The sequence below is a fragment of the Streptomyces roseifaciens genome (genome assembly GCF_001445655.1).
Lineage (GTDB): Bacteria > Actinomycetota > Actinomycetes > Streptomycetales > Streptomycetaceae > Streptomyces > Streptomyces aureoversilis.
This window is the reverse complement of record NZ_LNBE01000003.1, coordinates 753,653-779,859: the sequence shown is the minus strand read 5'-3', so window position 1 is coordinate 779,859 and position 26,207 is coordinate 753,653. Positions and strand designations below refer to the sequence as shown.

The following is a 26,207-nucleotide window of genomic DNA, read 5'->3' as shown; positions in this document are numbered from 1 at the left end:
CAGGAAGGCCCACCGTGGACCATGACAACCGCAGGCCCCCCGAAGGCAGGACGGCGTGGAGGAAGGCCGCGGTCATCGCCGTTCCGGCGCTGGCGGCCGTCGCGGTGATGGCGGTCGGGATGGCGGAGGGCGTCCTGGCGTCGTCGTTCGCCGTGTCCGGCTCGGCCTTCCAGGTGTCGTCGGGCGAGCTGTCGAGCAACGGCCTCGCGTCGTTCGTCGAGGTGGACCGCTCCGCGGACGGCGAGGGCCATCCGGTGGCGCTGCTGGGCATCGGTGACGCCACGCTCTCCGACATCTGCCAGTCCGCGCAGGTCCCGACGCCGCTGGGGCCGGTGGTGTTCAAGCTGACGGCCGGCGGGAAGGCCGGTGCCGTCAGGGCGAGCAACCTGGTCCTCGACAGCGAGGACCTGACCGGCGACGCCACCTTCGGCCGGGTGGAGATCGGCCGGGACGCCTCCACGCTGGACACCGTCCCCGGAGTGCGGGGCAGGCCCGGGCAGTTCGGGCTGCAGGCCGCGGAGGTCTCGGTGTCCGGGGTGCGGTCCCACGCCCGCTCCGCGACCGGGGGCGACTTCAAGCTCAAGGGGCTCGCGCTCAACGTGAGCCTGGACGGAAAGGCGTGCTTCTGATCCCGCGACCGGCCCTCCGGGGCTTCCCCCGGCCACGGCCGTCCGGGCCGCCGTCCGCCTGGCGGCGCTGGCGGCGGACCCGGCCGTTCTGGGCCGGGGCCCTGCTCGTCCTCGCCGGCGCCGAGATCGCCGCGATGCCGCTGGCGCCCCTGTCGGTGCTCCTCGGCCTGGGGCTCGGGGGCGTCGCCGCGCTCGGCATCGGCGTCGCGCTGGTCGCGGCGGGCCTCTTCCTGTGGTTCCTGCCGCACACCCACCACTACGTCGGCGTGCACGCGGTGATCCTGTCGGTGCTGTCCTTCGCCGTGACGAACCTGGGCGGGTTCTTCGCCGGCATGCTGCTGGGGATCGCGGGCGGGGCGATGGGCTTCGCGTGGACACCGCGGCAGCCGGGTCCGGTTGCGCCACAGCCGGAGCCACAGCCGGAGCCACAGCCGGAGCCGGAGCCGGAGCTCGCGCCACAGCCAGCGCCGAGGCCCGCGGAGCCCCCGGGCGGGACGGGAAGGCCGGGCGGGACGGTTCAGCCGCCGAAGACGCTGGCGGTGGCCCTCCCCCTGGTGCTCCTCGCGGCGATGGGCGTCCCCGCGCCCGGCCCCCGCCCGCCGGCCCCCGGCGCCGTGACCGTCGCGCGCACGCCGCCGACCGTGACCACGACCCGGTTCGCCCCGTCCGGCTTCACGCTCGCCCGCGTCGCCGACGTCCCGACGGCCGACGGCCCGCGCCGGGCCATGGTGCTGAGCATGCGGGCCGCGTCCCTGGCCGACTACCGGCTGCGGACGCGGGACGGGGGCGGCGCCGAACTCTCCCTGACCGCCGACGAGCTGAGGCTCGGCGGGCAGGTGACGCTGTACCTGACCCGGCTGACCGGCTGCGTCCAGGGCGTCCTGTGCCTCACCTTCACCCCGGACCGGCTGCCCGTGCCGCCGGTGGCGCCGCCGTTGGTCTTCATGACGGACGTCACCGCCGAGCAGGCGCTGGTCACCAGCGGCACCATCGCCGCCGACGGCCTGGGGCTGCGGCCTAGCCGTCCTTCCGCTCCCCCTCCTCCGGCCCCCCGAGCGCCGTGAGGGTGCCGGCGAGCCACTCGGTCCAGAAGGTCTCCAGGCCGATGCCACCGCGCAGCACCGCGTGGCGCAGCCGGTCCTCCTCGCCGTCGCGCTCCGGGGGGAAGTCGCGCTCCTCGATCGCCCGGTACTCCGCGAGCTGGCGCCGGTGCAGGTCCAGGTGGCGCCGCAGCTCCTCCTCCAGGCCGCCCGTGCCCACGACGGCCGCCGCGCGCAGGCGCAGCAGGAGCGGGTCGCGCACGGGCCGGGGGTCGTCGGTCCCGGAGACCCAGGCGGTGAGCGCGTCGCGGCCCGCGGGCAGGACCTCGTACTCCTTCTTCTGCCCGCGGGCGGGGGCGCCGGAGGGCAGGGCCCGGATCAGCCCGGCCTCTTCGAGCTTCCCCAGCTCCCGGTAGATCTGCTGGTGCGTGGCGGACCAGAAGTAGCCGATCGACCGGTCGAAGCGGCGGGCGAGCTCCAGTCCCGAGGAGGGCTTCTCGAGGAGCGCGGTGAGGATCGCGTGCGGGAGGGACATGCCCGCATCCTAGGGACCGGGCCCCTCGCGCGGTCCCCCGGTGCGTCCTCCCGTCAGATCTCCGCCGCGAGTTCGGTGCCCTGGCGGACGGCCCGCTTGGCGTCGAGCTCGGCGGCCACGTCCGCGCCGCCGATGAGGTGGACGGACTGCCCGGCCGCGCGCAGCTCCTCGTACAGCTCGCGCCGCGGCTCCTGGCCGGTGCAGAGCACGACCGTGTCGACCGGCAGGACGGTGGACGCGCCGTCGACGGTGATGTGCAGCCCGTCGTCGTCGATGCGGTCGTACGTGACGCCGGCGACCATGGTCACGCCGCGGTGCTTGAGCTCGGTGCGGTGGATCCAGCCGGTGGTCCTGCCCAGCCCCGCACCGACTTTGCTGGTCTTGCGCTGGAGCAGGTGCACGGTGCGCGGCGGCTCCGGCCGGCGGGCCTCGCCGAGCCCGCCGGGCGTGCGGTAGCCGGTGTCGACGCCCCAGTGGCGGAAGTACGTCCCGGCGTCGAGGCTCGCGTCCTCGCCGCTGTCGGTGAGGCGGGCGGCGACGTCGAAGCCGATGCCGCCGGCGCCGACGACGGCCACGCGCCCGCCGGCCTCGGCCCCGTCGCGCAGGACGTCGAGGTAGCCGACGACGCTGGGGTGGTCCGCGCCGGGGATGTCCGGGGTGCGGGGGGTGACGCCGGTGGCGAGGACGACGTCGTCGTAGGCGCAGGCCGTGAGGTCCGCGGCGGTGACGGCGGTGTTCAGGCGGACGTCCACGCCGTGCAGGGCGAGCTGGGTGCGGAAGTAGCGCAGGGTCTCGCCGAACTCCTCCTTGCCCGGGACCCGCTTGGCGACGTTGAGCTGCCCGCCGATCTCCGCGGCCGCGTCGTAGAGCGTCACGGCGTGGCCGCGTTCGGCCGCCGAGACCGCGAAGGCGAGCCCGGCGGGGCCCGCGCCGACGACGCCGATGCGCTTGCGGCGCCGGGTGGGCGCGAGGACGAGCTCGGTCTCGTGGCAGGCGCGCGGGTTGACCAGGCAGGAGGTGATCTTCCCGCTGAAGGTGTGGTCGAGGCAGGCCTGGTTGCAGCCGATGCAGGTGTTGATCGCGTCCGCCCGGTCCGCGCGGGCCTTGGCGACGAAGTCCGGGTCGGCGAGGAAGGGGCGGGCCAGCGAGACGAGGTCGGCGTGGCCCTCGGCGAGCAGCTGCTCGGCGATCTCGGGGGTGTTGATGCGGTTGGTGGTGACCAGGGGAACGGAGACGGACCCCATGACCTTCTTCGTCACCCAGGCGTACGCGCCGCGCGGCACGGACGTGGCGATGGTCGGGATGCGGGCCTCGTGCCAGCCGATGCCGGTGTTGATGATCGTGGCGCCGGCGGCCTCGATCTCCTTGGCGAGGGTGATCACCTCGTCCAGCGAGGAGCCGCCGGGCACGAGGTCGAGCATCGAGAGCCGGTAGATCAGGATGAAGGCGGGCCCGAGGCGCTCGCGGGTGCGCCGGACGATCTCCAGGGGGAAGCGGATGCGGTTCTCGTACGAGCCGCCCCAGCGGTCGGTGCGCCGGTTGGTCGCGGCCGCGATGAACTCGTTGATCAGATAGCCCTCGGAGCCCATGATCTCGACGCCGTCGTAGCCGGCGTCCCGGGCGAGCTCCGCGGTGCGCACGAAGTCCTCGACGGTCGCCTCGACCTCCTCGTCGGTGAGGGCGTGCGGGACGTACGGGCTGATGGGCGCCTGCACGGCGCTGGGCGCGACCAGGTCGGGGTGGTGGGCGTACCGGCCGAAGTGGAGGATCTGCAGGGCGATCCGGCCGCCCTCGCGGTGCACGGCGTCGGTCACGACCCGGTGCTCCTCGGCCTCGGCCGCCGTGGCCAGCCTGGCCCCGCCCGCCCAGGGCCGCCCCCGGTCGCTGGGGGCGATGCCCCCGGTGACGATCAGCCCGGCTCCGCCCCGGGCCCGGGCGGCGTAGAAGGCCGCCATCCGCTCGAAGCCCCGCTCGGCCTCCTCGAGCCCGACGTGCATGGATCCCATGATCACGCGATTGGGCAGCGTGGTGAACCCGAGGTCGAGGGGGCGCAGGAGGTGCGGGTACGGGGTGGCCTGGCCGGCCGGGCTGGAGGGGCTCATCGGGGACCTTCCTCGCGGTGTCGTCTCCTCCAGTTCTAGAACACCGGACCCGCTTTTGCAACAAGTTGCATAAGGAGCTCCATGGGTTACCGGGAGAAATGTGTATCAAGTGGAACATTTCATGATCAACTACAACTTTACCAACTCTTGGTGTAGTTGACCCAATCCATGCACCAGTCTCTGGATCAACACCGGAACCCCTGGTTCCATCAAGCAAGTTGAGAGGCACGGGATCACGTTGAACTCACGCGTCATGCGCAACGGCGGCAGACTGGCGGCGCTTTCGGCGGCCGCACTGGGAATGATGGCGGCCATGGCCCTGCCGGCGGCCGCCGCCGACGAGCCCACCCGCAAGGAGCTCATAGCCGACTGTGCGTCGGGCGAAGGGAAGTGCAGCTTCAACGACCCGGTGCTCGGCAAGGCCTTCCTCGGCGAGTTCCGCCAGGTGTCCAACTCGCTCTACAACTGCAGCACCTCGGACGCCACGCAGTCGATGGGCTGGTCCGACTCGGTCGGCTCGACCGACTCCGTGGGCGTCTCCGTCACGGCCGGCGGCAAGATCGCGGGCATCGTGGACGTCAGCGTCACCGCGAACTACGGCCACACCTGGTCGAGTTCCCACGAGGAGAGCAGCTCCCTGAACATGACGGTCAAGCCCGGCGAGGTCGGCTGGATCTCCCGCGCCCAGGTGATGCAGAACGTCTCGGGCACCTGGCAGACCCACTACGACAGCCCCAAGTGGGGCCACTACTACTGGTACGTCCCCGACACCATCACCGGCCCCGCCAAGAACGGCACGGACGGCCAGAGCAACGCGGTGGTCGTCAAGACCCGCAAGATGACGTCGGCGGAGAAGGCGTCCTGCTCCTCCGGCAGCAAGGCCGGCAAGGCGTTCACCGCCCAGCGCTGATCCTCCTCCCACCCGGTCCCGCCCGGCGGCACCCCCGTCCGCCGGGCGGGATCGCCCCCCGGTCACGGCGCCGCGATCAGCGCCTTGCGGAACTGCTCGATCACGCCGTCGAGCATCTCCGTGCTCTCCGGCAGGACGCTCGCCCTCCCGCTGCTGCAGTCCAGGTGCTTGTCCAGCAGGAAGAAGCTCTGCACGACGTGCCGGGCGCCGAGGGACTGCACGACCGGCCGCAACGCGTAGTCCAGGACGAGGACGTGTGCCGTGCTGCCGCCGGTGGCCAGCGGCAGCACGACCTTGCGGGTGAAGCCGAACTGCGGCAGCAGGTCCAGGAAGACCTTGAGCAGGCCGGAGTAGCTCGCCTTGTAGGTCGGCGTGGCCAGGACGATCCCGTCGGCCCGGGCGACCTGCCCGACCGCCTCGGCGATCGCCGGGTCCGAGCGGTCCGCATTGAGCAGCGGCGCGGCGGGCAGCGTACGGACCCTCAGGTGGACGGCGTTCCACTCGTATTCGGCCAGCCGCTCCGCCACCAGGTCGCCGACCATCTCGGTCTTGGAGGTCGGAGACGGACTGCCGGAAATTACCAGGACTTTGGACACGGCCGCTCCTTGGAAGTGTCGCGACGGAGGTCGCGGTGAAGGGTTCTCGGACGGGTTCGGTTTCTCGGACGGGTTCGGGGTGGTTCCGGTCAGCGGGCGAGGAGCTCGGGCAGCGGCTGCCGCTCCTGCCGGGGAGCCCCCGCCGGGACGAAAGCGTCCCCGGCGCCGGCGGGGGACGCGTCACGGGCCTCACCGGCGGGCACGGTGCCGGCACCGCCGCAGAGCGCGTCGCCGGCCTCGTCCGCCGCCTCGCGCGTGGCGTTCAGCCACGTGCAGATGCCCTCCACCGCACCCGCGCAGCCGCCGCAGCCGGTGGAGGCGCGCGTGGCACGGGCCAGGACCCCGGGCGTACGGGCCCCGCCGCGCCAGCCGGCCACGAGCGCCCGCTTGGTGACGTTGTTGCAGCGGCAGACGACGGCCTCGTCGGGGAGGTCCCCGGGAGCGTCCGCCCGTCCGGCGACGGCCCGTCCGGCCAGCAGGGCGAGCCGGTCGACGGGGGTGGGCGCGCCGGCGTCGTAGAGCTGGCTGACGGCGGCCACGGAGGAGGGGAAGCCGAGCAGGATGGCGCCGACGACGCGCTCGTCCTGCAGGGCCAGGCGGGCGTACTGGCCGCGGGCCGGGTCGGCCAGCGTGACGACCTCGGCGCCGGGGAGGTCGTGGTTGCCGTCGCCGATGACGGCGAGGTCGACGCCGCGGGCCTTGAGGCGGGTGACGGTACGGGTGGCGGTGTAAGGACGGTCTCCCCCGGTGAGGGCTTCGGCGAGGGTCTCGGCCTGCTCCCAGGCGGGGGCGATGAGGCCGGGGACCAGCCCTGCGTGCTCCGCGCAGTCGCCCAGCGCGTGGATGCGCGGGTCGCTGGTGCGCATGTGGTCGTCCACGACGACGCCGCGGCCGACGCGGAGCCCGGCGGCCCGGGCCAGCTCGGTGTTGGGCTGGACCCCCGCGGAGACGACGACCAGGCCGGCGGGCAGGCCGGACCCGTCGTCGAGGACGAGCCGGCCGCCGGTCCACGAGGCGGCCGCCCGGCCGGTGTGGATGCGGATGCCGAGGCGTCCGAGCACGCCGGCCAGGGTCTTCCCGGCGGGCGCATCGAGCTGACGCTCCATCACATGCGGGCCCATGTGCACCACGTCGACGCCGTGGCCCCGCTCGCCGAGGGCGCGGGCGACCTCCAGGCCGAGCACGCCGCCGCCCAGGACGACGATGCTGCCCGCACGGGGCAGGAGGTCCTCCAGGCGCCGGCAGTCGGCCAGGGTGCGCAGGGCCACCACGCCGTCGGCGGGCTCGCCCCCGGCGCCGGTCAGGCCGGGCAGGGGCGGCAGGAAGCAGCGCGCGCCGGTGGCCAGCACGAGCTCGTCGTAGGGGTGCAGCAGCCCGTCGGCGGTCCGCACCGTGCGCCGTTCCCGGTCGATCCCGGTCACGGCGGCTCCCCTGCGGACGGTCACGGTGCCGCTGTCGTGGCCCGCGAGGTACGTCTGCTCGGGGGAGAGTTTCCCGGAGATCACCGAGGGCAGCAGCACCCGGTTGTAGGCGGGTTCGGCCTCCGCCCCCAGGACGGTGACGGCGGCCCGGGGGGCGCGCGTGCGCAGCAGTTCGGCGAGCCGGTGCCCGGCCGGGCCGTTGCCGACGATGACGATGCGGCTCACAGCGCACCGCTGCCGGTCGCGGCGCCGGAGCCCAGCGGCTCCAGCCGTACGGAACAGACCTTGAACTCCGGCATCCGCGACACCGGGTCCAGCGCGGGGTTGGTGATCAGGTTGGCCCTTCCGGCGCCGGGGAAGTGGAACGGCAGGAACACGGTGTCGGTGCGCAGCGAGGCCACCGTGCGGACCCGTGCGACGGTCGCACCGCGCCGGGAGACGACGCGGGCCAGTCCGCCCGCGGTCAGCCCGCTGCGGCGGGCGGTGTCGGGGTGGACCTCCACGAACGCCTCCCCGTCGGCCTCCACGGACTCGGGGACGCGGCGGGTCTGGGCCCCGCTCTGGTAGTGCGCGAGCACCCGGCCCGTGGTGGCGTGCAGCGGGTAGGCGCCGTCGGGCAGCTCCGCGGCGTCGCGGTGGCCGACGGCCCGGAAGCGGGCGCGGCCGTCGTCGTGGGCGAAGCGCTCCAGGAACAGCCGCGGCGTCGAGGAGCCGCCGGCGGGGAACGGCCAGTGCACCGGTTCCGCGGGGCCCTCCAGGTGCTCCGGTTCGATGCCCGAGTAGTCCGCGGCCCCGCCCTGCGAGGCGCGCCGGAGCTCGGCGAAGACCTCGCCGGGGTCGTCGGGGAAGCGGTGGGCGGGCTGGCCGAGCCGGCCGGCGAGTTCGCGCAGCACCCACAGGTCGGTGCGCACGCCCGGCGGCGGTTCGGTCGCGCGGCGGCGCCGCAGCACCCGCCCCTCGAGGTTGGTCATGGTTCCGTCCTCCTCGGCCCACTGCGTCACCGGCAGCACCGCGTCGGCCATCCGCGCGGTCTCCGACGGCACGAAGTCGGCCACCACGAGCAGCTCCAGCGAAGCGAGCCGGGCGGTGATCCCCCGGGCCGCGGGCGCCGACACCACCGGGTTCGAGCCGAACACCAGCAGCGCCCGCGGCCCGCCCGGCCGGCCCAGGGAGTCCAGGAGCTCGTAGCCGCTGGGGCCCGCTCCCGGCAGGTCGCCGGGGTCGACGCCCCACACCCCGGCCACGTGTTCCCGGGCCGCCGGGTCGGTGATTTTGCGGTAGCCCGGCAGCTGGTCGGCCTTCTGGCCGTGCTCACGGCCGCCCTGCCCGTTGCCCTGGCCGGTCAGACACCCGTAGCCCGAGCCCTCCCGTCCCGGCATGCCCAGCGCCAGCGCCAGGTTGATGTAGGACGAGACGGTGTCGGTGCCCTTGGAGTGCTGTTCCGCGCCGCGGCCGGTGAGGACGTAGCGGCGCTTCGCCGCGGCGAGCATGCGCACCGCGGCGTACTGGTCGGCGACCGGCACTCCGGTCACCCGCTCGGTGCGCTCGGGCCACCACTCGGCGGCCCGCCGCCACGCCTCGTCGAACCCGGTCGTGCGCTGCGCGACGTAGTCGTGGTCCACGTGCCCGTCCACGACCGCGACGTGCAGCAGGCCCAGGGCGAGCGCCAGGTCCGTGCCCGGGGCCGGGTTCAGGTGCAGCGCCGCGCGCTCGGCCGTCGCCGACCGCCGGGGGTCCACGACGATCAGGTCGGCTCCGGCCAGGTGCTGCATCAGCGGGGGCATCGTCTCCGCGACGTTCGCCCCGGCCAGCAGGACCACCTCGGCCGAGGCCAGGTCGGTCACCGGGAACGGCAGGCCCCGGTCCAGTCCGAACGCCGCGGACCCGGCCGCCGCGGCCGAGGACATGCAGAACCGGCCGTTGTAGTCGATCTGCGAGGTGCCCAGCGCCACCCGCGCGAACTTGCCCAGCGTGTAGGCCTTCTCGTTGGTCAGCCCGCCGCCGCCGAACACGGCCACGGCGTCCGGGCCGTGTGCGGAGACGATCCTGCGGAGCTCCGCGCCGACGTGGTCCAGCGCCGTCTCCCACGACACCGGCCGCTGCTCCGCCCCCGGCTGCGGCCGCATCAGCGGCGAGGTCAGCCGGTCCGGTGCGGACAGCACCCGGGGAGCCGTCCAGCCCTTCATGCACAGACGGCCCGCGTTGACGGGGAAGTCCTCGTCCGGGGAGACCGTCAGCCCCTGGGGCGAGACCTCCAGCCTGGTCCCGCACTGCAGCGCGCAGTACGGGCAGTGGGTTCGTGTCATCCTCGGCTCCTCACGCCGGTTCCGGGCGGGTCCGGTCGGCTGCGGCGGGCCGGTCCTTGCGCAGGTAGACCGCGCGCACCACGAGCACGCAGACCGCGTAGAAGGCGAGGAACCCCGCGATGGCCGGGCCGGCCGAGCCGGCCGCGGCGAAGGAGAACCTGAACGCCAGGTTGATGAGCACTCCGCCCAGCGCGCCCACCGCGCCGGCGATCGCGATCACCGCGCCGGAGGCCTGGGAGGACGAGCCGGTCGCGGAGCCCTCCGCGCCGTCCGCCCGCCCGGCGAACACCTCGGGGATCATCCGGTACGTCGAGCCGTTGCCGATGCCGGCGAACGTGATGAGCACGGTGGACGCGATGATGAACGCCAGGGACGAGGACGCCTCCGTGGCCAGGTACAGGAACGCCGTCCCGGCCGTCATCGCCAGCAGCATCCACAGCGTGACCCGTGCGCCGCCCCACCGGTCGGCCCAGCGCCCGCCCACGGGTCGCGCGAGGGAGCCCAGCAGCGGGCCCAGGAAAGTCACCGACGCGGCCTGCAGCGCCGTGAAGCCGAACTGCTCCTTCAGCACCAGCCCGAACGCGAACCCGAAGCCGATGAACGAACCGAACGTCGTCACGTACAGCAGGGACAGCATCCACGTGTGCTTGTTGCGCAGCGCCGCCCGCTGCGCCGACCCCTGGTGCTGCAGCGTCGGCAGGTTGTCCATCCACAGGGCCGCGGCGACGGCTGCGAGCACGATCAGCGGCATGTAGAGCGAGACCAGGTAGACGGGGTGCGTGTCGCCGGCCGTCGCGAGCACGGCGAGGCCGGCCAGCTGGGCGGTCACCACGCCGAGGTTCCCGCCGCCCGCGTTCAGGCCCAGCGCCCAGCCCTGCCGGTGCCGCGGGTAGAAGGCGTGGATGTTGCACATCGACGAGGCGAAGTTCCCGCCGCCGAGCCCGGCGGTGGCCGCCACCAGCACGAACACCCACAGCGGCGTGCCGGGCAGCCGGACGAACACCGCCGCCAGCACGGTCGGCACGAGCAGGACCAGCCCGGCGAACACCGTCCAGTCGCGCCCACCGAACCGGGTCACCAGATATCCGTAGGGCAGCCGCATCAGGGCTCCGACCGCCGTCGGGGTGCTGATGAGCAGGAACTTGTCCGAGGCGCTGAAGGAGAATCCGGTGTCCGGCCCGAGGAACAGCACGAGAACCGACCACAGGGTGAAGACCGAGAAGCCGATGTGCTCGTTGACGATGGACACCACGAGATTGCGGCGGGCGACCCGGCCGCCCGTTTCCCTCCAGAAGCGCTCGTCCTCCGGGTCCCAATTCGCCAGTAACGACGGTGACCTGTCCTGCACCTGGGTCATCGGATATTCCTTCCCCCACAGATCGGGATGCGTGATAAGCGAATCGGGACATACGAATCGAGACGTGCGGCAACGGATGTGCGGTAAAGGACGGGCGGGCGGGGCGCGGTGGGATGCCGCGCCCCGCCCGCCCGGTGATCAGGCCGGCCAGCCGAACGCGCTGATGGTGTCGCGGGCGCGGCCCGGCTCGGGGTCGTTGAAGACGAAGCAGCGGGTGTTGCTGACGCTGCCGCCCTCGGCCTGCGCCGTCGAGAAGATCAGCACCGGCCGCGGCTCCCCGTCCTTGGTGACGAAGTTCGCCCGGAAGTTGATGATCGGCGAGTCCTCGTCCCAGCGGGAGAGGAAGTCGTCGAGCAGGCCCTGGTCCTCGTAGATCTTGCGGATGTGGCCGCCGACGTACTCGGTCGGCGTGGCGGTGTAGTCGACCAGGGCGACGTCCGCGGGGTTGGCGTGCATGACGTTGCCGTTGACCCCGATCAGGTGGATCGCCACCGGCGCCACCTGGTAGAACTCGCGCATCACCGCTTCGTTGTCCTTGGCCGGGGCCAGGGACGGGTGGGCGCACTCGTCGACCGCGCGGATCCAGGCCGTGGCGTCGGACAGGGCCGCGTCCGCGGTGCTGGTGCTGGAGACCGGCAGGCGCTCGCCGAGCTCCGGGCGGCTCACCCAGTGGATGCGGGTGCCGGCGCCCTCGCCCGTCAGCACCGCGTTGACGCGGGCCGCCCGGTCCTTCCCGTCGGAGCTGCGGAAGGTGACCGCGGCGTGCTCGATCCGGCCGTCCTTCTTCAGCCGCTCCAGCAGCCCGGCCAGGTCCTCGCCCGCACCGCCGGACAGGATCCGCTCGCCGAGGTGAGCGGTCTCCCCGCCCATGAGGACGGAGAGCGCCTTGTTGTGCAGGACGACGGCGCCCGAGCCGTCGGTGACCGCGATGCCCACCGAGCTGTTCCCGATGACGTCGATCAGCTGGTCGGTGGAGGGGATGGTGACGTTTTCAGCCGTCATTTCTGACTCCCAGGTCTTCTGAATTCGAATTCGGATGACGATTCACGATTCCGCTGATTGCCGCGGCTATTTCCTGCCGGCCGGACAGATGGTAATCATGTCCGCCGTCGAATGTAAACATTCCCAGAAAAGGGCCGCCGGTAAAGCGTTTCCATTCGAGCATTTCCGCGGGCCGGGCGAATGCGTCGGCACGTCCGCAGAACAGTGCGAGGGGCGCACGGAGCCGCTGCCCGGTGGTCCGGTGTTCCCGGCGCATCCGGAGGTCCTCCAGCAGGCGGGCGCCCTCGGCGTCGCCCTCCCGGTCCGCCGGCCGCTGTTCCCGGCGCAGGGCCGCGAACGCGTGGACCACCAGGGAACGGGGCGCACTGCCCGGCTCGCGGGAGCCGGAGACGAGCAGTGTGGCGACTTCGGCCCCGCTGTCGGGCCGGGCTTCGAACAGGGCCGTGAGCTCGTACGCGAACAGCGCTCCCAGGCTGTGGCCGAACACGTGGAGCCGTCGTCCGGGGAGCAGCGCGGCGAGTTCGCCGGCCCAGCGGCCCACGGCGCCGTGCACGGAGGCGGGTGCCTCGTCGTGCACCAGGCGGCCGCGGCCGGGTATTTCGCAGTGCACCGCCGGCAGCGTGGCCGGCAGCCGGGACCCTATCGGGAGGTACGGCGACGTGACGCTGCCTGCCGGCGGCAGGAAGACCACGACGTCGGCGGCCTCTTCGAGGCTCCCCTGCACGACACAGGCCCGTTCAGACATGGAGGAAGTTCTTCTCGATGCCCTTGAGGGTGCGGAAGGCATCGAGATCGACCTCGTTGGACTGGAGCATCGTGCCGCGCAGTTCCTCGACGTAGAGGACGAGCTCCACGAACTGCAGGGAATTGATGATCCGCGTCTCGATGATGTCGGTTTCCTGGTCCAGGTCCGTCAGGTCGGGATTGCGTTCGAGGATCCAGGAGCGCACATCTGTCCAGCTCGCCGGCATAAACCGCTCCTTATTCTGTTCGACTGTCTGACACCCGCGTACGGGATTACCGGCCCGCCCCGGCCGCCGCGTGCGTGGCGAAGGCGTTGAACGCCGCGATCCGGTCGGCCACTTCGGAGACGAGGGCGAGGTCGCCCGGGCCGAGCGGGCCCCGGCGGTGCGCCTCGCCCCTCACGAGGACGAGGTGGCCACCGGGGACGCCCCGGTAGTCCAGCGAGAGGGCCACCGCGGAGTCGGCCCGCCACTCGCGCAGCAGGTCGAGGTGGGCCGGGTCCGCCTGCTTGACCAGCCCCTCGTGCCCGCTGATCACGAGCTGGGGGCCGGAGCCCTGCAGGGCCAGGGCGCGTACGCCGTCCAGCGCCGCCGAGAACTCGGGCGGGGACTGGACGACGGGCCCGGAGTGCGTCGCCGGAGCGTCCAGCGAGACCGCCGAGGCCATGAAGGGGACGCACGCCTTGGCCGCCGCCGGTACGACGTCCGCCGCGCCGGCCGTGCCGCGCACGGTGGCGCCGATGTGGGCGAGAAATCCCAGGGACTCCTCGGCGGCCTTTCGCCCTGCAATGTAGCGCAGAGCGGTCGTCCAATTCTCGGTCGAGTTTTCCGTGCTGCTTCCGGGCATGTTGGGTCCCTCGAAGATTTCGGTTCGGGTGGGGTTCGTGATTCGAAGTTAACGGGATTTCCCCGGCCGGCACAAGGATTTCATCCGGGCTTTTCACCGGATCGGCGATTTCATTTACCGCACAGCATGAAGGCATGACGGTGCGGCATTTCCGCATCGCCGCATCACCGCATCGCCGCATTTCCTTTCCGGCGCGGCGGAGGGCGCGGAAAGGGGGTGCCGGCCAAGGGGTGCGGGAAACCGGTCGGCGTACGGCCGGGAAGTGGCGCAGGCGAGCGCCGTGCGCACGGGGAAGGGCGGGCGCGGAGACGTCCGGGCGGCCTTCACGGGCCGCTCCGTGGCGCGCCGGCACACCGCGGGCAGGCTGCCCGCGGGCGGATCAGGCGAAGTTCACGTCCGGGTCGAGCAGGCACAGCTGCCCGTCCGCCAGGTGCAGGCGGTCGTTGCTGTAGTTCAGCGCCGCCGAGCGCAGGTCGCGCAGGGACTTCTCCAGCCGGGTCGGCGAGTCCTGGAGGTAGCCGTGGCGCAGGCCGACGGCATCGACGAGGTCGTTCACGGCCGCGTGGCACTCCTCGGCGGCGGTGATCTTGAGGTTGTTCAGCAGCAGCTGGATGCCCGGGGCGGACAGGTCCGTCTCCCCCGCGACCAGCTCCTGCGTGCGGCGCAGCAGGGCGTGGACGCCGTCGAGCCGCTGCCGGGAGCGGGACAGCCGGGTCAGGAACAGCTCCGAGCCGAGGTCGAACCGTTTGCGGACCTTGGGGTCGCGCAGCAGGTGCAGGACCCGGGACAGGGCCCCGCAGGCCGTCCCCAGCCAGGCCGCCGACCAGCCGAGGTGGGCCAGCGGGCCGAACACCCCCTGGGCGATCCGGTGGAAGGCGCCGTGCTCGCCGAGCACCTGGTGGGCGGGAACGGTGCCGGTGAGGGTCAGCGGGAGGCTGTGGCTGGCGCGCATGCCCATCGGGCACCACTGCCCGGCGGTCTCCACGCGCAGCTGCCGGCGGTGTGCGTAGACGAGGGAGACGTGATGGTCCGCGGTGGCCTCCGGGCTGCGCATCGTGATGAGGAAGCCGTCCGCCATGGTGCCGCCGGTGACGATCGGCGCGGTCCGGTCGATCTCCAGGGCCCCGCCGGCCTCGCGCATCGGAGCGTACGACCTGAACAGGTGGCCGCCCTTGCCGGGTTCGGTGGTGACCGAGGCCAGGTAGAGCTCTCCGGACGCCAGCAGGGGCAGCAGCTCCTCGCGCAGGGGCGAGGCCGCGTAGCGCACGATCGCCTCCGACTGCTGGCAGTGCATCGCGAAGATCATCGCCACGGACATGTCGGTGCGCCCCAGGATCATGCTGACGTCGACGAGGTCGGCGAGGGTGCCGCCGAGGCCCCCGTCGGCGGCGGGCACGAGGAGGCCGAGCAGCCCGGTCCGGCGCATCTCCGCGAGCGCCTGCTCGGGGAAGACCGCGTCGCGTTCGGTGCGGGCGAGGTCCTGTTCGGCGACGCGGGCCACGGAGGCGGCCCGTTCCGCGAGGCTCGGTGTGCCGCCCGCCGGTCCGCCGCCGTCCGCGGGGGACGTCGTCTTCTTCACGGCTGCCGTGGTCATCGCGCCTCTTTCCGGGGAGTGGCGGCGGCCGCCTGCAGCGACCGGTGGTCGATCTTTCCGTTGTGCGTGAGGGGCAGTGCGTCCCACTCCCGCCAGCGCCGCGGCACCATCGGCAGGGGCAGGGCCGCGCCCAGGACTTCCTCCAGCACCTCCGGCGTCACCGGGCTGCGCAGGCAGTAGTGGGCGACCAGCTCGGCGAGGTCGCCCTCGCCGGACACCGTGACGGCGCACTTGTCGACGGCGGGGTGCCGGCTCAGGACGGCTTCGATCTCGTCGAGCTCCATGCGCACACCGGCGACCTTCACCTGCCGGTCGCCGCGGCCGAGGTAGTGCACGAGCCCCTCGTCGAAGCGCGCGAGGTCGCCGGTGCGGTAGAGCCGCCCGGTCGCCGAGGCCGGGTCGAAGGGGTCGAGGAAGAACGCGCGGTCGGTGGTGCCGGGGTCGTTGAGGTAGCCGAGCCCGACGCCGGTCCCGCCGACGAACAGCTCGCCGCTCTCCCCCGGTTCGGCCGCCCGCCACGTGCCGTCCGCGCCGTGCACCAGCAGGTAGAGCGCGGTGTTGACGACGGGTGAGCCGACCGGGAGCCGGGGGCGTGCGAGGTCGGCGGAGGTCACCAGGTGGTGGGTGACGTCGTCGGAGCACTCGGTGGGCCCGTAGGCGTTGACCACGGCCACGTGCGGGAGGCCGTCGAGGACCCGTGCCGCCACGGCGGGGTGGAGCTCCTCGCCGGTGGACAGCAGCCAGCGCAGCCGCTGCAGCAGTCCGCCGCCCAGGCGCCGGGCCTCGTCGACGAGCCAGCCGACGACGGTGGGGACGAGTTCGACGACCGTCACGCCCTCGGTGTCGAGGGTGCCGACGAGCCATCGCGGGAAGCGCATGGCGCTGTCGTCGACGACCACCAGCCGGCCGCCCGTCAGGAGCGGGCAGAGCATCTGCCAGATCGAGATGTCGAACACCAGCGGGGCCGTGAAGGCCACCACGTCGTCCGGGCCCAGGGACAGGTCGGCGACCTTGGCCCAGAGGTGGTTGAGCATGCCCTGGTGCTCGACCGTGGCGCCCTTGGGGCGGCCGGTGGTTCCCGAGGTGAAGATGGTGTAGCGGGTTTCGCGGGAGCGGTCGGCCGTGTTCCGGGGCAGGGGCGCGGCGGGCCCCGGTGCGCCCTCGGCCGGCGGTCGCAGCGTGGGGGTGCCCTCGGCCGCGGCGGCCGCGGTCGCGGCACCGGCGGTGCTGCCCGCATCGCCGGCCTCGCCCGCAGTGCCGGCACCGGAGTAGTCCAGCAGCAGCGCGGCCCGGCTGCGGTTGAGCACGTCCCGGACCCGGACCTCGGGCCAGCCCGGGTCGATGGGCAGGTAGGAGGCGCCCAGGCTCTCCAGCGCGAGGAAGACGACGGGCGTGCCGGTGCTGCGGGGGCCCACGGCGGCGACCACGTCGCCCGCGCGCACGCCCCGGGAGAGCAGGGCGTCCCGCATCGCGGCGACCCGCTCCAGCAACTCCCTGTAGGTCAGCGTCCGTTCGCCCTCGCTGACGGCGGGACGGTCAGGGGCCTGCTCGGCGTGCCGGATGACGTACTCCAGCACGCCCGTCCGCGTGTCGGCGTCCCGGGCCTTGCGCAGGGCCAGGGCGTTCGCCCGGGTCACCGTGCCGGGGGCCAGGGGGAGTTCGGCGCGTACGCGTACCGCACGCCCGGCGTCCTGCTGCGTGTCCTGCGACGTCGTCATCGGGTCACCGCCTCCGTGCCCGGGCTGCCGTGGCGCTCCAGGTCGTGGAAGAACCCGTCGACCACGGAGAGCCCGCCCAGTTCCCGGGCCCGGGTGAAGACGTGCTCGCCGACCGCGAGGTCGAGCACGCCCAGGCCGAAGGGCGAGAAGACCACGGTGCGGTCGTCGGGGACGGCCGTCCTGCCGGTGAGGACGTCGTACAGCGTGCCGTCCAGGAAGTCCCGGCCGCCGGTCAGTTGCTCGGCGAGGTGGACCGAGGTGTTCGCCTTCAGGACGTGCTCGACGTCGTCGACGATGTTGACGCTGTCGAGGACGACGTCGGTGCCGAGATCCCGCAGGGACACGTGCAGCACCAGCGGGTGGTGGGCGAACCAGGCGGGGTCGAGGAGGTGCGGCGCGGCCGCCGTGGTGGCGCAGACGACCACGTCGGAGGAGCGGACGAGTTCCTCGGCGGAATCGTGGACCCGTACGGCCGCGGTGCCGGTGCTGGTGCTGGTGCTGTTGCCCAGATAATCCGCGAAACTGCGGGCGTAATCCGCCGAAAGGTCGTGGACGCCGAATTCTTCGGGGGCCAGGTCGAGTGCGGACAGGTATGTGTGCAGATAGCGGGCGATGAGCCCGGTGCCGAGATATCCCACGCGGCGTGCGGGTCGCCCGCCGATAAGGGCCCGGGCCGCGACCGCGGCGGATGCGGCGGTGCGCACGGCGCTGATGATGGAGCTTTCCAGGCACGCGTACGGATACCCCGTGACCGGGTCGTTGAGAACGAGGACGGCGGAGGCCCGTGGAATGCCGCGGTCCAGGTTGGCGGGAAAGCTGGATATCCACTTGATGCCGTCGACCGGACGGTCGCCGCCGACCGATGCGGGCAGGGCGATGATGCGGGCGGTGGGCCGGTCGGGGAAACGCAGGAAGTACGAGGGCGGATTGACGGTGCGGGCCTCGCCGTGCAGGAGGTAGGCCTTTTCTACGAGTTCGGTGATTTCCCGCTGCCGGCCGTCGAGCACCCGGTGCACCGTGCGGCCCGGGACGACGGAGAATTCTGGGATTTCTGCCTGGTCGCTCAACGGTTCTCCAGGATGGGGTGGACGTCTTCGTGGCCGTAGTGATGGGTGACCCACGTGTCGTCGTAGATGGTGTCGACGTAGCGCTCCCCCAGGTCGGGGGCGATGGCGACGGCGGTGTGGGCGGGGGTGCGGTGCCGGGCGAGCCACCGGGAGGCGGCGCTGACGACCGTCCCCGAGGAGCCGCCCAGGAGCATCCCGCGCGCGGCGAGCCGGCGGCAGGTGCGGATGGTGTCGATCTCGTGGACGCGGATGACCTCGTCGACGAGGTCGCCGGTGAGTTCCGGGTCGATCAGCGGCATCGGGGTGCCGGCGCCGAGTCCGGGGATGTGCCGTGGCCCCGGGGTGCCTGCGAAGCTGACCGAGCCGACGCTGTCGACGGCGATGATGCGAACCTGAGGCCGGTGTTCGCGGAAGTAGCGGGCACAGCCCATGAGGGTGCCTCCGGTGCCCGTGCCGATGAACAGGGTGTCGAGGTCGGGGAACTGCTTGGCGAGGAAGGGGGCGGTGTTCTCGTAGTGCGCCGCCCAGTTGGCCGGGTTCTCGTACTGGTTGAGCCAGACGTAGGCGGGGTCCTCCCGGCAGCGCTTTCGCACGTGGGCCTTGCGGGCGGCCAGGTAACCGCCGGTCGCATCGGGTTCGCCGACGATGACGACCTCGGCGCCGAGGGCCCGCATGAGGTTGACCGTGGCGGGGTTGCAGTTGGGGTCGGTGACGCAGACGAAGCGCAGCCCTTTCGACGCGGCGGTCACGGCCAGGGCCACGCCGAGATTGCCGGAAGAGGACTCGATCAGAATGGAGTCGGGGCCGATGACGCCCTCGCGTTCCGCGGTGGCGACCATCCACGTGGCCGGGACGATTTTTATGGATCCGGCGAAGTTGAAACCTTCGCATTTGAGGTGGAGCGGTATGCCGAGAGTGGGCCGCAAATCGATGTAGACATCGCTCTCGAGCAGCTCGTGGGCAGCCGTGATGAAGGTCATGCGTTGCGTTCACTTCCATTCCTCTGCAGGGATCGCCGAAACAATCCACGGCAAAGCGAGTCGTGGTCCGCAGGGCATGCTGGATCAGCCCGGACCACATCATGTGTCGCATGTGCGGAAAGGGCGATGAAGGGACGCGCTGAAGGTCTCGGAAGAGAAAGGAAGGGGCTTGGCCGGCGCGGCATCGCCGGTCACCCCGGGTGTTTATCCGGCTGGTCGGGTCCGGAAAACGTTACGGACGCGGAGATCGCGCCCCGAGGAAAGTCGTGGAATCCGTTCGAAAGTCTTTCTGCACCCCCCTGCCCTGGAGCTTCTCAAAACCGTCTGTTCAGTCGGTAGTGAATAATCGGCCAGGTGATACTTCATAACGGCCATGATCAAGATGTCGTCCGGCGCTTCGTCCTGCGCCCGGACGAGACCGTCCCCCCGCACCGGCACGAGCAGACGCAGGTCGTCGTCCCGCACACCGGCGTCCTGGCCGTGATCACGGCACTGGGAACCTGGGTCGTCGCCGCCCCGGACCGGGCCGTCGTCATCCCGCCGGGGCTCGAGCACTCGCACCGCGCGCACACCCGGAGCCTGGTGTCGACGATCATGCTGGCCTACCCGCCGATGCGGGCCCGGACCGGCGGCCGCCCCATGGTGGTGAACCTGACCCCGCTGGCCCGGCACGTGCTGACCGCCCTGTCCGAACCGGACCGGCCGGCCCGGATGCGGTCCGCGCTGGAGAACGTGCTGCGCTACGAACTCCGCGGCGAGAAGCACCAGTCCAACGCGCTGTCGCTGCCCACGCCCCGTGACCCGCGGCTGCTGGCGCTGAGCAGTTCGCTGATCCACGCCCCCGCCGACGGCCGCAGTCTCGACGACCACGCGCGGGACCTGGGGACCAGCCAGCGCACCCTGCGCCGGCTGATCAAGGCCGAGCTGGGGATGTCCTTCCCGCAGTGGCGGACCCTCGTCCGCCTGGTCGCCTCACTGGCCCACCTGGCCGACGGCGAGTCGGTCACGAATACGGCCCACCTGTGCGGGTTCACCTCGCCGAGCGTGTTCATCGCCCGCTTCAAGGAGTTCGTCCACGTCACGCCGGGCGCCTACCGGGACCGGATGGTGGCGTCCGCAGCGGAGACCGGCCACACCCCGCCGTGAGCCGGGCCCCGGAACGGCCGGGCACCGCCCGGGCCGGGACCTGTGAAGGCCGGGAGGCTTCCGCGGCCGGCGGGCGGGGGCCGTCAACGGGCGTCCCGCCGGGCGGGAGAGGGCCCGGCCTCGGGGGCTCCGGCGGCCTGTTGCACCGGTTCCGGCGCCGAGGCCGGTCCGGTCGCCGGTTCGGGTGCCGCCGGTTCCGGTGCCGCCGGTTCCGGTGCCCCGGGCTTCTGCACGACCGGCTCGGGCAGGGTCCGGAAGAGCAGCCACGCCAGGGCGGGCATGGCGATCAGCGGGGCCAGGGCCGTCTGCAGGGAGGTGGCGTCGGCGACGCTGCCGATGACCGGGCTGACGAGACCGCCGATGCTCACGGTCAGGCCGAGGGTGATCCCGCTGGCGGTGCCGACGCGCGAGGGGAGGTAGTCCTGGCCGAGGGTGACCTGCAGGGAGAAGGGGATGTAGAGCCCGGCCGAGGTGAGGGCCACGAACAGGTAGATCACCGGGCCGGGGGCGAAGACGATGCCCGCGACGGCGGCGACGGTCATCAGGTACGACCCGCGCACGACGGTGACCCGGTCCCACCGGTTGGCCAGGTTGCCGCCCAGCACCGTGCCGACCGCACCGCCCAGGTAGAGCACGCACAGCGCCGCGGTGCCCGCCGCCGTACCGCCGCCCGTGCGCTGCTGGGTGTAGAACGAGATGAACGTGCTCAGGCCGATGAACACGATGGACCTGCAGACCACGGCCAGCGACAGCTTCACGAACGAAGCCCTGTCGTCGGCGCCCGCCGCCGTAACGGCCTTGCGGGCGCCGCTCCCTGACGTCCTGTCCAGCATGCGCACGACGAGGAGGCACAGCACGCTGCCGGCGAGGGCGGGCACCACGAACAGCGGTGTGAGCCGCAGGCCTCCGGCGGTCATGACCCCTGCGACCATCAGGGGGGCGACGGCGAAGCCGAGGTTGCCGCCGAGGGAGAACCAGCCCATCGCGGTGTGACTGCCCTTGCTGGCGACGCGCGCGACGCGCGCGGACTCGGGGTGGTACGCCGCGACGCCGACGCCGGAGACGGCCACGAACACCAGCGTCAGCGCGTAGGACCCGCCGAGGCCGCTCAGGGCGATCCCCAGCCCGCCGAGGAACGTGCTCAGGGGCAGCAGCCAGGGCATCGCCCACCGGTCGGTGAGCACGCCGAACAGCGGTTGCGCCACGGAGGACAGCAGCGACGCGGCGAGCACGATGCCCGATGCCGCGGCATACGTGTAGTCGCGCTCGGCGACGAAGAACGGCACGAGCGCGGCCACCGCGCCCTGGTAGACGTCCACACAGGCATGCCCGACCGAGAGGAGGAGGATCGCTTTGTTCCTTGGCACCTCATCATGTTCACCGCTCGGCACCGTGTCAGACTTCCGATAATCTGCCAATCGATGAAGAACATCCGCCATGAGCCGGTCGCGCCGACCCGCATGCAGTGGCTGGCGCCCGGAGCCGCCATCGACGCCCACCGCCACGACGACCACCAGATCGTCTACGCCGCGCGCGGCGTGCTGGCCATCACCACCGACGCGGGCTCCTGGATCGCCCCGGCCACCCGCGCCATCTGGGTGCCCTCCGGGACCGTCCACGCCCACCAGGCGCACGGGGGGCTCGACCTGCACCTGGTCGGCCTGCCCGCGACCGACAACCCGCTCGGCCTGGACGAGCCGACCGTACTGACCGTCGGCCCGCTGCTGCGCGAGCTGATCCTCGCCTACACCCGCTCGCCGGACGACGACAGCCCCGAACGCGGGCGCCTGCGGGCCGTCCTGCTCGACCAGTTGCGGGCCTCGCAGCAGGAGCCCGTACACCTGCCCGCCCCCACCGCCCCGCGGCTCAAGGCGCTGTGCGCGATCCTGCAGGCCGACCCGACCGACGACCGCACCCTCGCCGCGCTCGGCAAGGAGGTCGGCGCGAGCGACCGCACCCTGTCCCGGCTCTTCAAGTCCGACCTCGGCATGACCTTCCCGCAGTGGCGCACCCAACTGCGGCTCTACCACGCCCTGATCCTGCTGGCGGAGAACACCCCGGTGACCACCGTGGCCCACATGTGCGGCTGGTCGTCCGCCAGCGCCTTCATCGACGTCTTCCGCCGCGCCTTCGGCCACACCCCGGGCTCCCACCAGCCCCGTTAGCGAAGCGGCGGGCGCACCGGCACACCACCCGACCCGCTGTGACCCAGGTCACAGGTGACGGGTTAGCCCGGCATCGGGGCGCACTTCCTGGTGGCCCCGCAGCGGTCTCCCTAGCCTTTTCGAGCCAGAGGACTTCGGCTCGGATCCCACTCCCCGGACGGTGGTTGTGGCTGGGTACAGACGAAATTTCATCACCGACTACGACGGTCTCGCCGGCCAGTGGTGGGATCCGCGCGGGGCGCTCGCACCGCTGGGCTGGATCGCGCGGGCCCGCGCCGCGTTCGTCCCCGACCCCGCGGGCGCCCCCGGCCCGGCGACGGGTGACGGGAGCGAGCGGCCCCGGCTCCTGGACGTCGCCTGCGGGGGCGGCCTGTTCGGCCCGCACCTGGCAGGCAAGGGATACCGCGTGTTCGGCGTGGACCTGTCCGCCATGGCGCTCCGGGAGGCGCGGCAGCACGGCTACGACGTAGTGCTCCGGGCCGACATCACCCGACTCCCCTTCACCGACGCGTCGTTCGACGTCGTCACGGCCGGGCAGTGCCTGGAGCACGTTCCGGAGCCCTTCGTCGTGGTGTCGGAGCTGTGCCGGGTCCTGCGCCCCGGCGGCACGCTGATCGTCGACACCATCCCCGACACCGGCCTGGCCCGGCTGGTCGCCATCACCCTCGCCGAGAACCTCCCGCTCCCGGGCAGGCCCCCGCGCGGCACCCACGACCACCGCCTCTTCGTCAACCGGGAGCGGCTGGTCGGGGTCGCGCGGGCGCACGGCGTGGAGCTCCGGCTGCTGGGACTCCGCCCGCACCTGCGCGACCTGGCCCGTTACCTCGTCAGACGACGCGAGGAGGTTCGCATGATCCCGACCGAGTCCACCGACGTCCTCTACCTGGGCGTGGGGACGAAACGATGACCGCCCAGGTGACCGCGCATCAGCGGCCCGCCCCGAGCGGCGTGCGGACCTGGGTGGCCGGCGCCCGGCTCAAGACGCTCCCCGTGACCCTGGCGCCGATCGCGGTGGGAACGGGAATCGCGCACTCGCTCGGCCAGGTCCTGTGGTGGCGCACCGTCCTGACCCTGCTGTTCATGCTGGGCTTCGTCATCGGCACGAACTACTTCAACGACTACAGCGACGGCATCCGGGGCACCGACGACGAACGGCTGGGGCCCTCCCGGCTGGTCGGCTCCGGGCGGGCGACTCCCCGGCAGGTCCTGCGCGCCGGAGTGCTGCTGTACGCCGTCGCGATCGTGACCGGCGCGGTCATGGCCGTGACGGTCTCCTGGTGGATCATCCCGCTCACCGCGTACTGCGGACTCGCCGGCTGGTTCTACACCGGCGGCCCCCGGCCCTACGGCTACCGGGCGCTCGGCGACCTCAGCATCTTCGTCTTCCACGGCGTCGTCATGGTGTCCGCCACGACCGGCATCCAGCTGGGCCACGTGCCCCCGCTCGCCCTCGGGGCGTCCGTCCCCATGGGTCTGCTCTCCTGCGCGCTGCTGACGACGAACAACCTGCGCGACATCCGGACCGACGCCGCCGCGGGGAAGATCACCGTCGCCGTGCTGCTGGGCGAGAAGCGGACCCGCGCGTACTACGTGCTGTGCGTCGCCGCCGCCTTCGCGTCCGCGCTCCTCCTGGCCGGCGCCCGCCCCTGGGCCGCGCTCGTGATCGCCGCCGTCCCCTCCGCCGTCTTCCCGCTGCGCCGGGTGCTGAGCGGGGCGCAAGGGAGGGACCTGATACCGGCGCTGGAGCACACGTGCCTGCTGCTGCTCGCGTTCGGGGCCGTACTGGCGATCGGCCTGTCCCTGTGACCGGCGGCCGGAAGGGCGCCCCGGTGGCCCCTGACCACGAAGTGCTGGTGATCGGCGCCGGATTCGCCGGCATCGGCGCGGCGATCGGCCTGCGCCGGGCCGGCATCGAGGACTTCGCCGTCGTCGACGAGCAGGACGACGCCGGCGGCTCCTGGAACGCCAACACCTATCCCGGCATCGCCGTGGACATCACCGCCTTCTCCTACTCCTTCGCCTTCGAGCCCTTCCCGTCGTGGTCCCGGGCCTTCCCTCCCGGAGCGGAACTGAAGGCGTACGCGGACCACTGCGTCGACAAGTACGGCCTCCGGCCCCGTATGCGCTTCGGCGCAAGGGTGGTACGGGCCGTCTACGACGATGCGGAGCACCTGTGGGAGGTGTTCCTGCAGGACGGCACGTCGGTCACGGCGCGGTTCGTCATCTGCGCCACGGGCTGGCTCACCGAGCCGAAGGCGCCCGCCATCGAGGGGCTGGACCGGTTCAAGGGCGACGTCGTCCACACGGCGACGTGGGACCACTCCCTGGAACTGGACGGCCGGAGCGTGGGGCTGATCGGCACGGGCGCCTCGGCGATCCAGCTGATCCCGGAGATCGCGCCCCGGGTGGAGCACCTCCACGTCTACCAGCGCACCCCCGTCTGGGTCTTCCCCAAGCCGGACTTCACGCTCCCCGCCGCGGTCCGCCGGTTGTTCCGGGCGGCTCCGTGGACGCAGCGGGCGATCCGGCTGGTCACCGACACCGCGACCGAGGTCGGCTTCGTCATCGCCATGATCCACTACCGCCGCTTCCCCTTCCTGGTGAAGGCCGGCGAGGCGGCGTCCCGGCTCTACCTGCGCCGCCAGGTCAACGGCGACCGCGAGCTGATGGACAAACTCCTTCCCGCGTACCGGCTCGGCTGCAAGCGGCCGTCGTTCGGCAAGGGCTACTGGCGCGCCTTCACCCGCGACAACGTCCGGCTCGTCACCGAGCCCATCGAGGAGATCACCGGGACCGGCATCCGCACGGCGGACGGCGAGGAGCAGCGGTTCGACGTCCTGGTGCTGGCCACCGGGTTCCGGACCCTGGAGAACCTGCCGCCCTTCCCCACGCACGGCACGGGCGGCCGCGAGCTCAGGGAGTTCTGGCGCACCGAGCGCTTCCAGTCCTACGAGGGCACGTCGGTCAAGGGGTTCCCGAACCTGTGGTTCATCGTCGGGCCGTACTCCTTCACCGGCGGATCGTGGTTCGGGATGATCGACTACCAGGTCACCCACGCGCTGCGGGTGATCGGGGAGGCCCGGCGGCGGCGCGCCACGGAAGCGGTCGTCCGCCCCGAGAAGCACGACGAATCCTTCCGCAGGACGCTGCGGCGGCAGCCGGACACGGTCTTCCTGCACGAGAGCTGCCGGCGTTCGAACAGCTACTACTTCGACGAGCGCGGGGACGCACCGGCGGTCCGTCCAGCCAGCACCTACGAGGCCGCTTGGCGGGCCAGGCACTTCGACCTCGACGACTACCGCTACGACTACCGCTACGACCGACCTGGAGGCCGGCGTGATGAGACTCGGTGAAGTGCGGGGCAGGGACCGCACGCTGTGCGTCTTCTACGCCCTGTTCGCCCTCGTCGGCCTCGTCGCCATGGGAGCGCTGGCCGTCGCCTTCGTACGGCGGACCATGGACGACGGGGCCGACGGCCCGGCCGGCGTCATCCGGAACTTCCTCCACGACGCACTGACGAACCTGGCGTCCCAGTTCATCTACGCGGACCTGGTGCTGATCTGGCTGGGACTGGCGGCCTTCATGATCGTCGAGTCGCGGCGGCTGGGGATCCGGTACGTGTGGGCGTACATCGTCGGCGCCCCGGCACTGGCGCTGTGCGTGAGCTTCGCGGTCTTCATGTACGTCCGCCAGCTGAAGATCGCGGCTGCGGGCGAGGAGCGGCGGCCCGCCGCCGGGGCTGCGGCCCGCGGGGTGATGAGCGGGGCGGGGCGCTGACCCCGGAGCCCGTGGGCAGCGGCGGCGGGACCGGTCGGAGCGGGGAGCGGGGGCCGCCGCCGAGGAACGGGAGGCCGACCCCGAAGCCCGGTGGGCGGCGGCCGCGCGACCTGCAGGACCGGCGCCCGCCGCCGGGGAGCAGGGGGGCGCCGGGAGCGGGAGCCGTTCCCGGCGCGCGGGGCGCCGGGTCCCCCTGCCGGCTCGCCGCCCGTACACCGTCGGGCGACCATGGGACGTACGGGACGGGTCCGGAGAGCAGGTCCGGAGAGCAG

The 26,207-nt window shown here is 72.5% G+C and carries 24 protein-coding genes; 9 read left to right on the top strand and 15 right to left on the bottom strand.

Annotated features, from left to right (window positions below):
- The first annotated feature begins 14 nt into the window (after positions 1 to 14).
- On the top strand, positions 15 to 629 hold the full coding sequence (locus tag AS857_RS09295) for a DUF6230 family protein (RefSeq protein WP_063804210.1): 615 nt from the start codon (positions 15 to 17) through the stop codon (positions 627 to 629).
- Positions 620 to 1,693, top strand: coding sequence for a DUF6114 domain-containing protein (locus AS857_RS41860; protein ID WP_063278418.1), 1,074 nt, complete (start codon positions 620 to 622; stop codon positions 1,691 to 1,693). The genes AS857_RS09295 and AS857_RS41860 overlap by 10 nt, the downstream gene beginning before the upstream one ends.
- Here AS857_RS41860 and AS857_RS09285 read toward each other — a convergent pair.
- The gene (locus AS857_RS09285; RefSeq protein WP_058042650.1) at positions 1,647 to 2,204 is read right to left on the bottom strand and encodes a PadR family transcriptional regulator; all 558 of its coding nucleotides are present in this window, start codon (positions 2,202 to 2,204) and stop codon (positions 1,647 to 1,649) included. The genes AS857_RS41860 and AS857_RS09285 overlap by 47 nt on opposite strands.
- 53 nt (positions 2,205 to 2,257) lie before the next feature.
- The gene (locus tag AS857_RS09280) at positions 2,258 to 4,306 is read right to left on the bottom strand and encodes an NADPH-dependent 2,4-dienoyl-CoA reductase (protein WP_058042649.1); all 2,049 of its coding nucleotides are present in this window, start codon (positions 4,304 to 4,306) and stop codon (positions 2,258 to 2,260) included.
- 238 nt (positions 4,307 to 4,544) lie between these two features.
- On the opposite strand from AS857_RS09280, the gene AS857_RS09275 reads away from it, so the two are divergent.
- Positions 4,545 to 5,216, top strand: a complete 672-nt coding sequence (locus tag AS857_RS09275) for a hypothetical protein (protein WP_245699713.1) — start codon at positions 4,545 to 4,547, stop codon at positions 5,214 to 5,216.
- 62 nt (positions 5,217 to 5,278) lie between these two features.
- On the opposite strand, the gene ssuE is transcribed toward AS857_RS09275, so the two are convergent.
- The 12 genes from ssuE to sbnA all read right to left on the bottom strand — a co-directional run bounded on the left by ssuE (position 5,279) and on the right by sbnA (position 18,847).
- Entirely contained in the window at positions 5,279 to 5,812 is a 534-nt protein-coding gene (gene ssuE / locus AS857_RS09270; RefSeq protein ID WP_058042647.1) for an NADPH-dependent FMN reductase, read from the bottom strand.
- A gap of 89 nt (positions 5,813 to 5,901) precedes the next feature.
- Entirely contained in the window at positions 5,902 to 7,458 is a 1,557-nt protein-coding gene (locus AS857_RS09265) for an FAD-dependent oxidoreductase (protein ID WP_063804209.1), read from the bottom strand.
- Positions 7,455 to 9,539, bottom strand: a complete 2,085-nt coding sequence (locus tag AS857_RS09260) for a molybdopterin oxidoreductase family protein (protein ID WP_058042646.1) — start codon at positions 9,537 to 9,539, stop codon at positions 7,455 to 7,457. The genes AS857_RS09265 and AS857_RS09260 overlap by 4 nt, the downstream gene beginning before the upstream one ends.
- A gap of 10 nt (positions 9,540 to 9,549) precedes the next feature.
- A complete protein-coding gene (locus AS857_RS09255) occupies positions 9,550 to 10,896 on the bottom strand; it encodes a nitrate/nitrite transporter (protein ID WP_058042645.1) in 1,347 nt (448 codons plus the stop codon).
- Positions 10,897 to 11,034: 138 nt separating this feature from the next.
- Entirely contained in the window at positions 11,035 to 11,898 is an 864-nt protein-coding gene (locus tag AS857_RS09250) for a PAS domain-containing protein (RefSeq protein WP_058042644.1), read from the bottom strand.
- Complete coding sequence (locus AS857_RS09245; RefSeq protein ID WP_160330201.1) at positions 11,888 to 12,643, bottom strand: thioesterase II family protein; 756 nt, start codon at positions 12,641 to 12,643, stop codon at positions 11,888 to 11,890. Before AS857_RS09245 ends, AS857_RS09250 begins: the two co-directional genes overlap by 11 nt.
- Complete coding sequence (locus AS857_RS09240) at positions 12,636 to 12,869, bottom strand: hypothetical protein (protein WP_058042642.1); 234 nt, start codon at positions 12,867 to 12,869, stop codon at positions 12,636 to 12,638. Before AS857_RS09240 ends, AS857_RS09245 begins: the two co-directional genes overlap by 8 nt.
- A 46-nt stretch (positions 12,870 to 12,915) precedes the next feature.
- The gene (locus AS857_RS09235) at positions 12,916 to 13,488 is read right to left on the bottom strand and encodes a hypothetical protein (protein ID WP_058042641.1); all 573 of its coding nucleotides are present in this window, start codon (positions 13,486 to 13,488) and stop codon (positions 12,916 to 12,918) included.
- 379 nt (positions 13,489 to 13,867) lie between these two features.
- The gene (locus tag AS857_RS09230; protein WP_079110193.1) at positions 13,868 to 15,082 is read right to left on the bottom strand and encodes an acyl-CoA dehydrogenase family protein; all 1,215 of its coding nucleotides are present in this window, start codon (positions 15,080 to 15,082) and stop codon (positions 13,868 to 13,870) included.
- On the bottom strand, positions 15,079 to 16,800 hold the full coding sequence (locus AS857_RS09225) for an amino acid adenylation domain-containing protein (protein WP_058042640.1): 1,722 nt from the start codon (positions 16,798 to 16,800) through the stop codon (positions 15,079 to 15,081). The genes AS857_RS09230 and AS857_RS09225 overlap by 4 nt, the downstream gene beginning before the upstream one ends.
- A complete protein-coding gene (gene sbnB / locus AS857_RS09220; RefSeq protein ID WP_058042639.1) occupies positions 16,797 to 17,867 on the bottom strand; it encodes a 2,3-diaminopropionate biosynthesis protein SbnB in 1,071 nt (356 codons plus the stop codon). The genes AS857_RS09225 and sbnB overlap by 4 nt, the downstream gene beginning before the upstream one ends.
- Positions 17,864 to 18,847: a 2,3-diaminopropionate biosynthesis protein SbnA gene (gene sbnA / locus AS857_RS09215; RefSeq protein WP_058042638.1), complete on the bottom strand. Its 984-nt coding sequence runs from the start codon at positions 18,845 to 18,847 to the stop codon at positions 17,864 to 17,866. Before sbnA ends, sbnB begins: the two co-directional genes overlap by 4 nt.
- Before the next feature lie 354 nt (positions 18,848 to 19,201).
- Here sbnA and AS857_RS09210 point away from each other — a divergent pair, with 354 nt between their 5' ends.
- Entirely contained in the window at positions 19,202 to 19,993 is a 792-nt protein-coding gene (locus tag AS857_RS09210; protein WP_058042637.1) for a helix-turn-helix transcriptional regulator, read from the top strand.
- 83 nt (positions 19,994 to 20,076) lie between these two features.
- Here AS857_RS09210 and AS857_RS09205 read toward each other — a convergent pair whose 3' ends face one another.
- Positions 20,077 to 21,360 (bottom strand): MFS transporter, encoded by a 1,284-nt coding sequence (locus AS857_RS09205; RefSeq protein WP_058042636.1) that lies wholly within the window; start codon positions 21,358 to 21,360, stop codon positions 20,077 to 20,079.
- A 54-nt stretch (positions 21,361 to 21,414) separates the two neighbouring features.
- Between AS857_RS09205 and AS857_RS09200 the strand changes: the two genes are divergently transcribed.
- The 5 genes from AS857_RS09200 to AS857_RS09180 all read left to right on the top strand — a co-directional run bounded on the left by AS857_RS09200 (position 21,415) and on the right by AS857_RS09180 (position 25,935).
- Entirely contained in the window at positions 21,415 to 22,158 is a 744-nt protein-coding gene (locus AS857_RS09200) for an AraC family transcriptional regulator (protein ID WP_058042635.1), read from the top strand.
- A gap of 166 nt (positions 22,159 to 22,324) precedes the next feature.
- Positions 22,325 to 23,065: a methyltransferase domain-containing protein gene (locus AS857_RS09195; RefSeq protein WP_063804208.1), complete on the top strand. Its 741-nt coding sequence runs from the start codon at positions 22,325 to 22,327 to the stop codon at positions 23,063 to 23,065.
- Complete coding sequence (locus tag AS857_RS09190; protein ID WP_058042633.1) at positions 23,062 to 23,964, top strand: 1,4-dihydroxy-2-naphthoate polyprenyltransferase; 903 nt, start codon at positions 23,062 to 23,064, stop codon at positions 23,962 to 23,964. Before AS857_RS09195 ends, AS857_RS09190 begins: the two co-directional genes overlap by 4 nt.
- 23 nt (positions 23,965 to 23,987) lie before the next feature.
- On the top strand, positions 23,988 to 25,511 hold the full coding sequence (locus AS857_RS09185) for a flavin-containing monooxygenase (protein ID WP_058044019.1): 1,524 nt from the start codon (positions 23,988 to 23,990) through the stop codon (positions 25,509 to 25,511).
- Positions 25,498 to 25,935: a DUF2834 domain-containing protein gene (locus AS857_RS09180; protein WP_079110192.1), complete on the top strand. Its 438-nt coding sequence runs from the start codon at positions 25,498 to 25,500 to the stop codon at positions 25,933 to 25,935. Before AS857_RS09185 ends, AS857_RS09180 begins: the two co-directional genes overlap by 14 nt.
- Positions 25,936 to 26,207 lie beyond the last annotated feature (272 nt).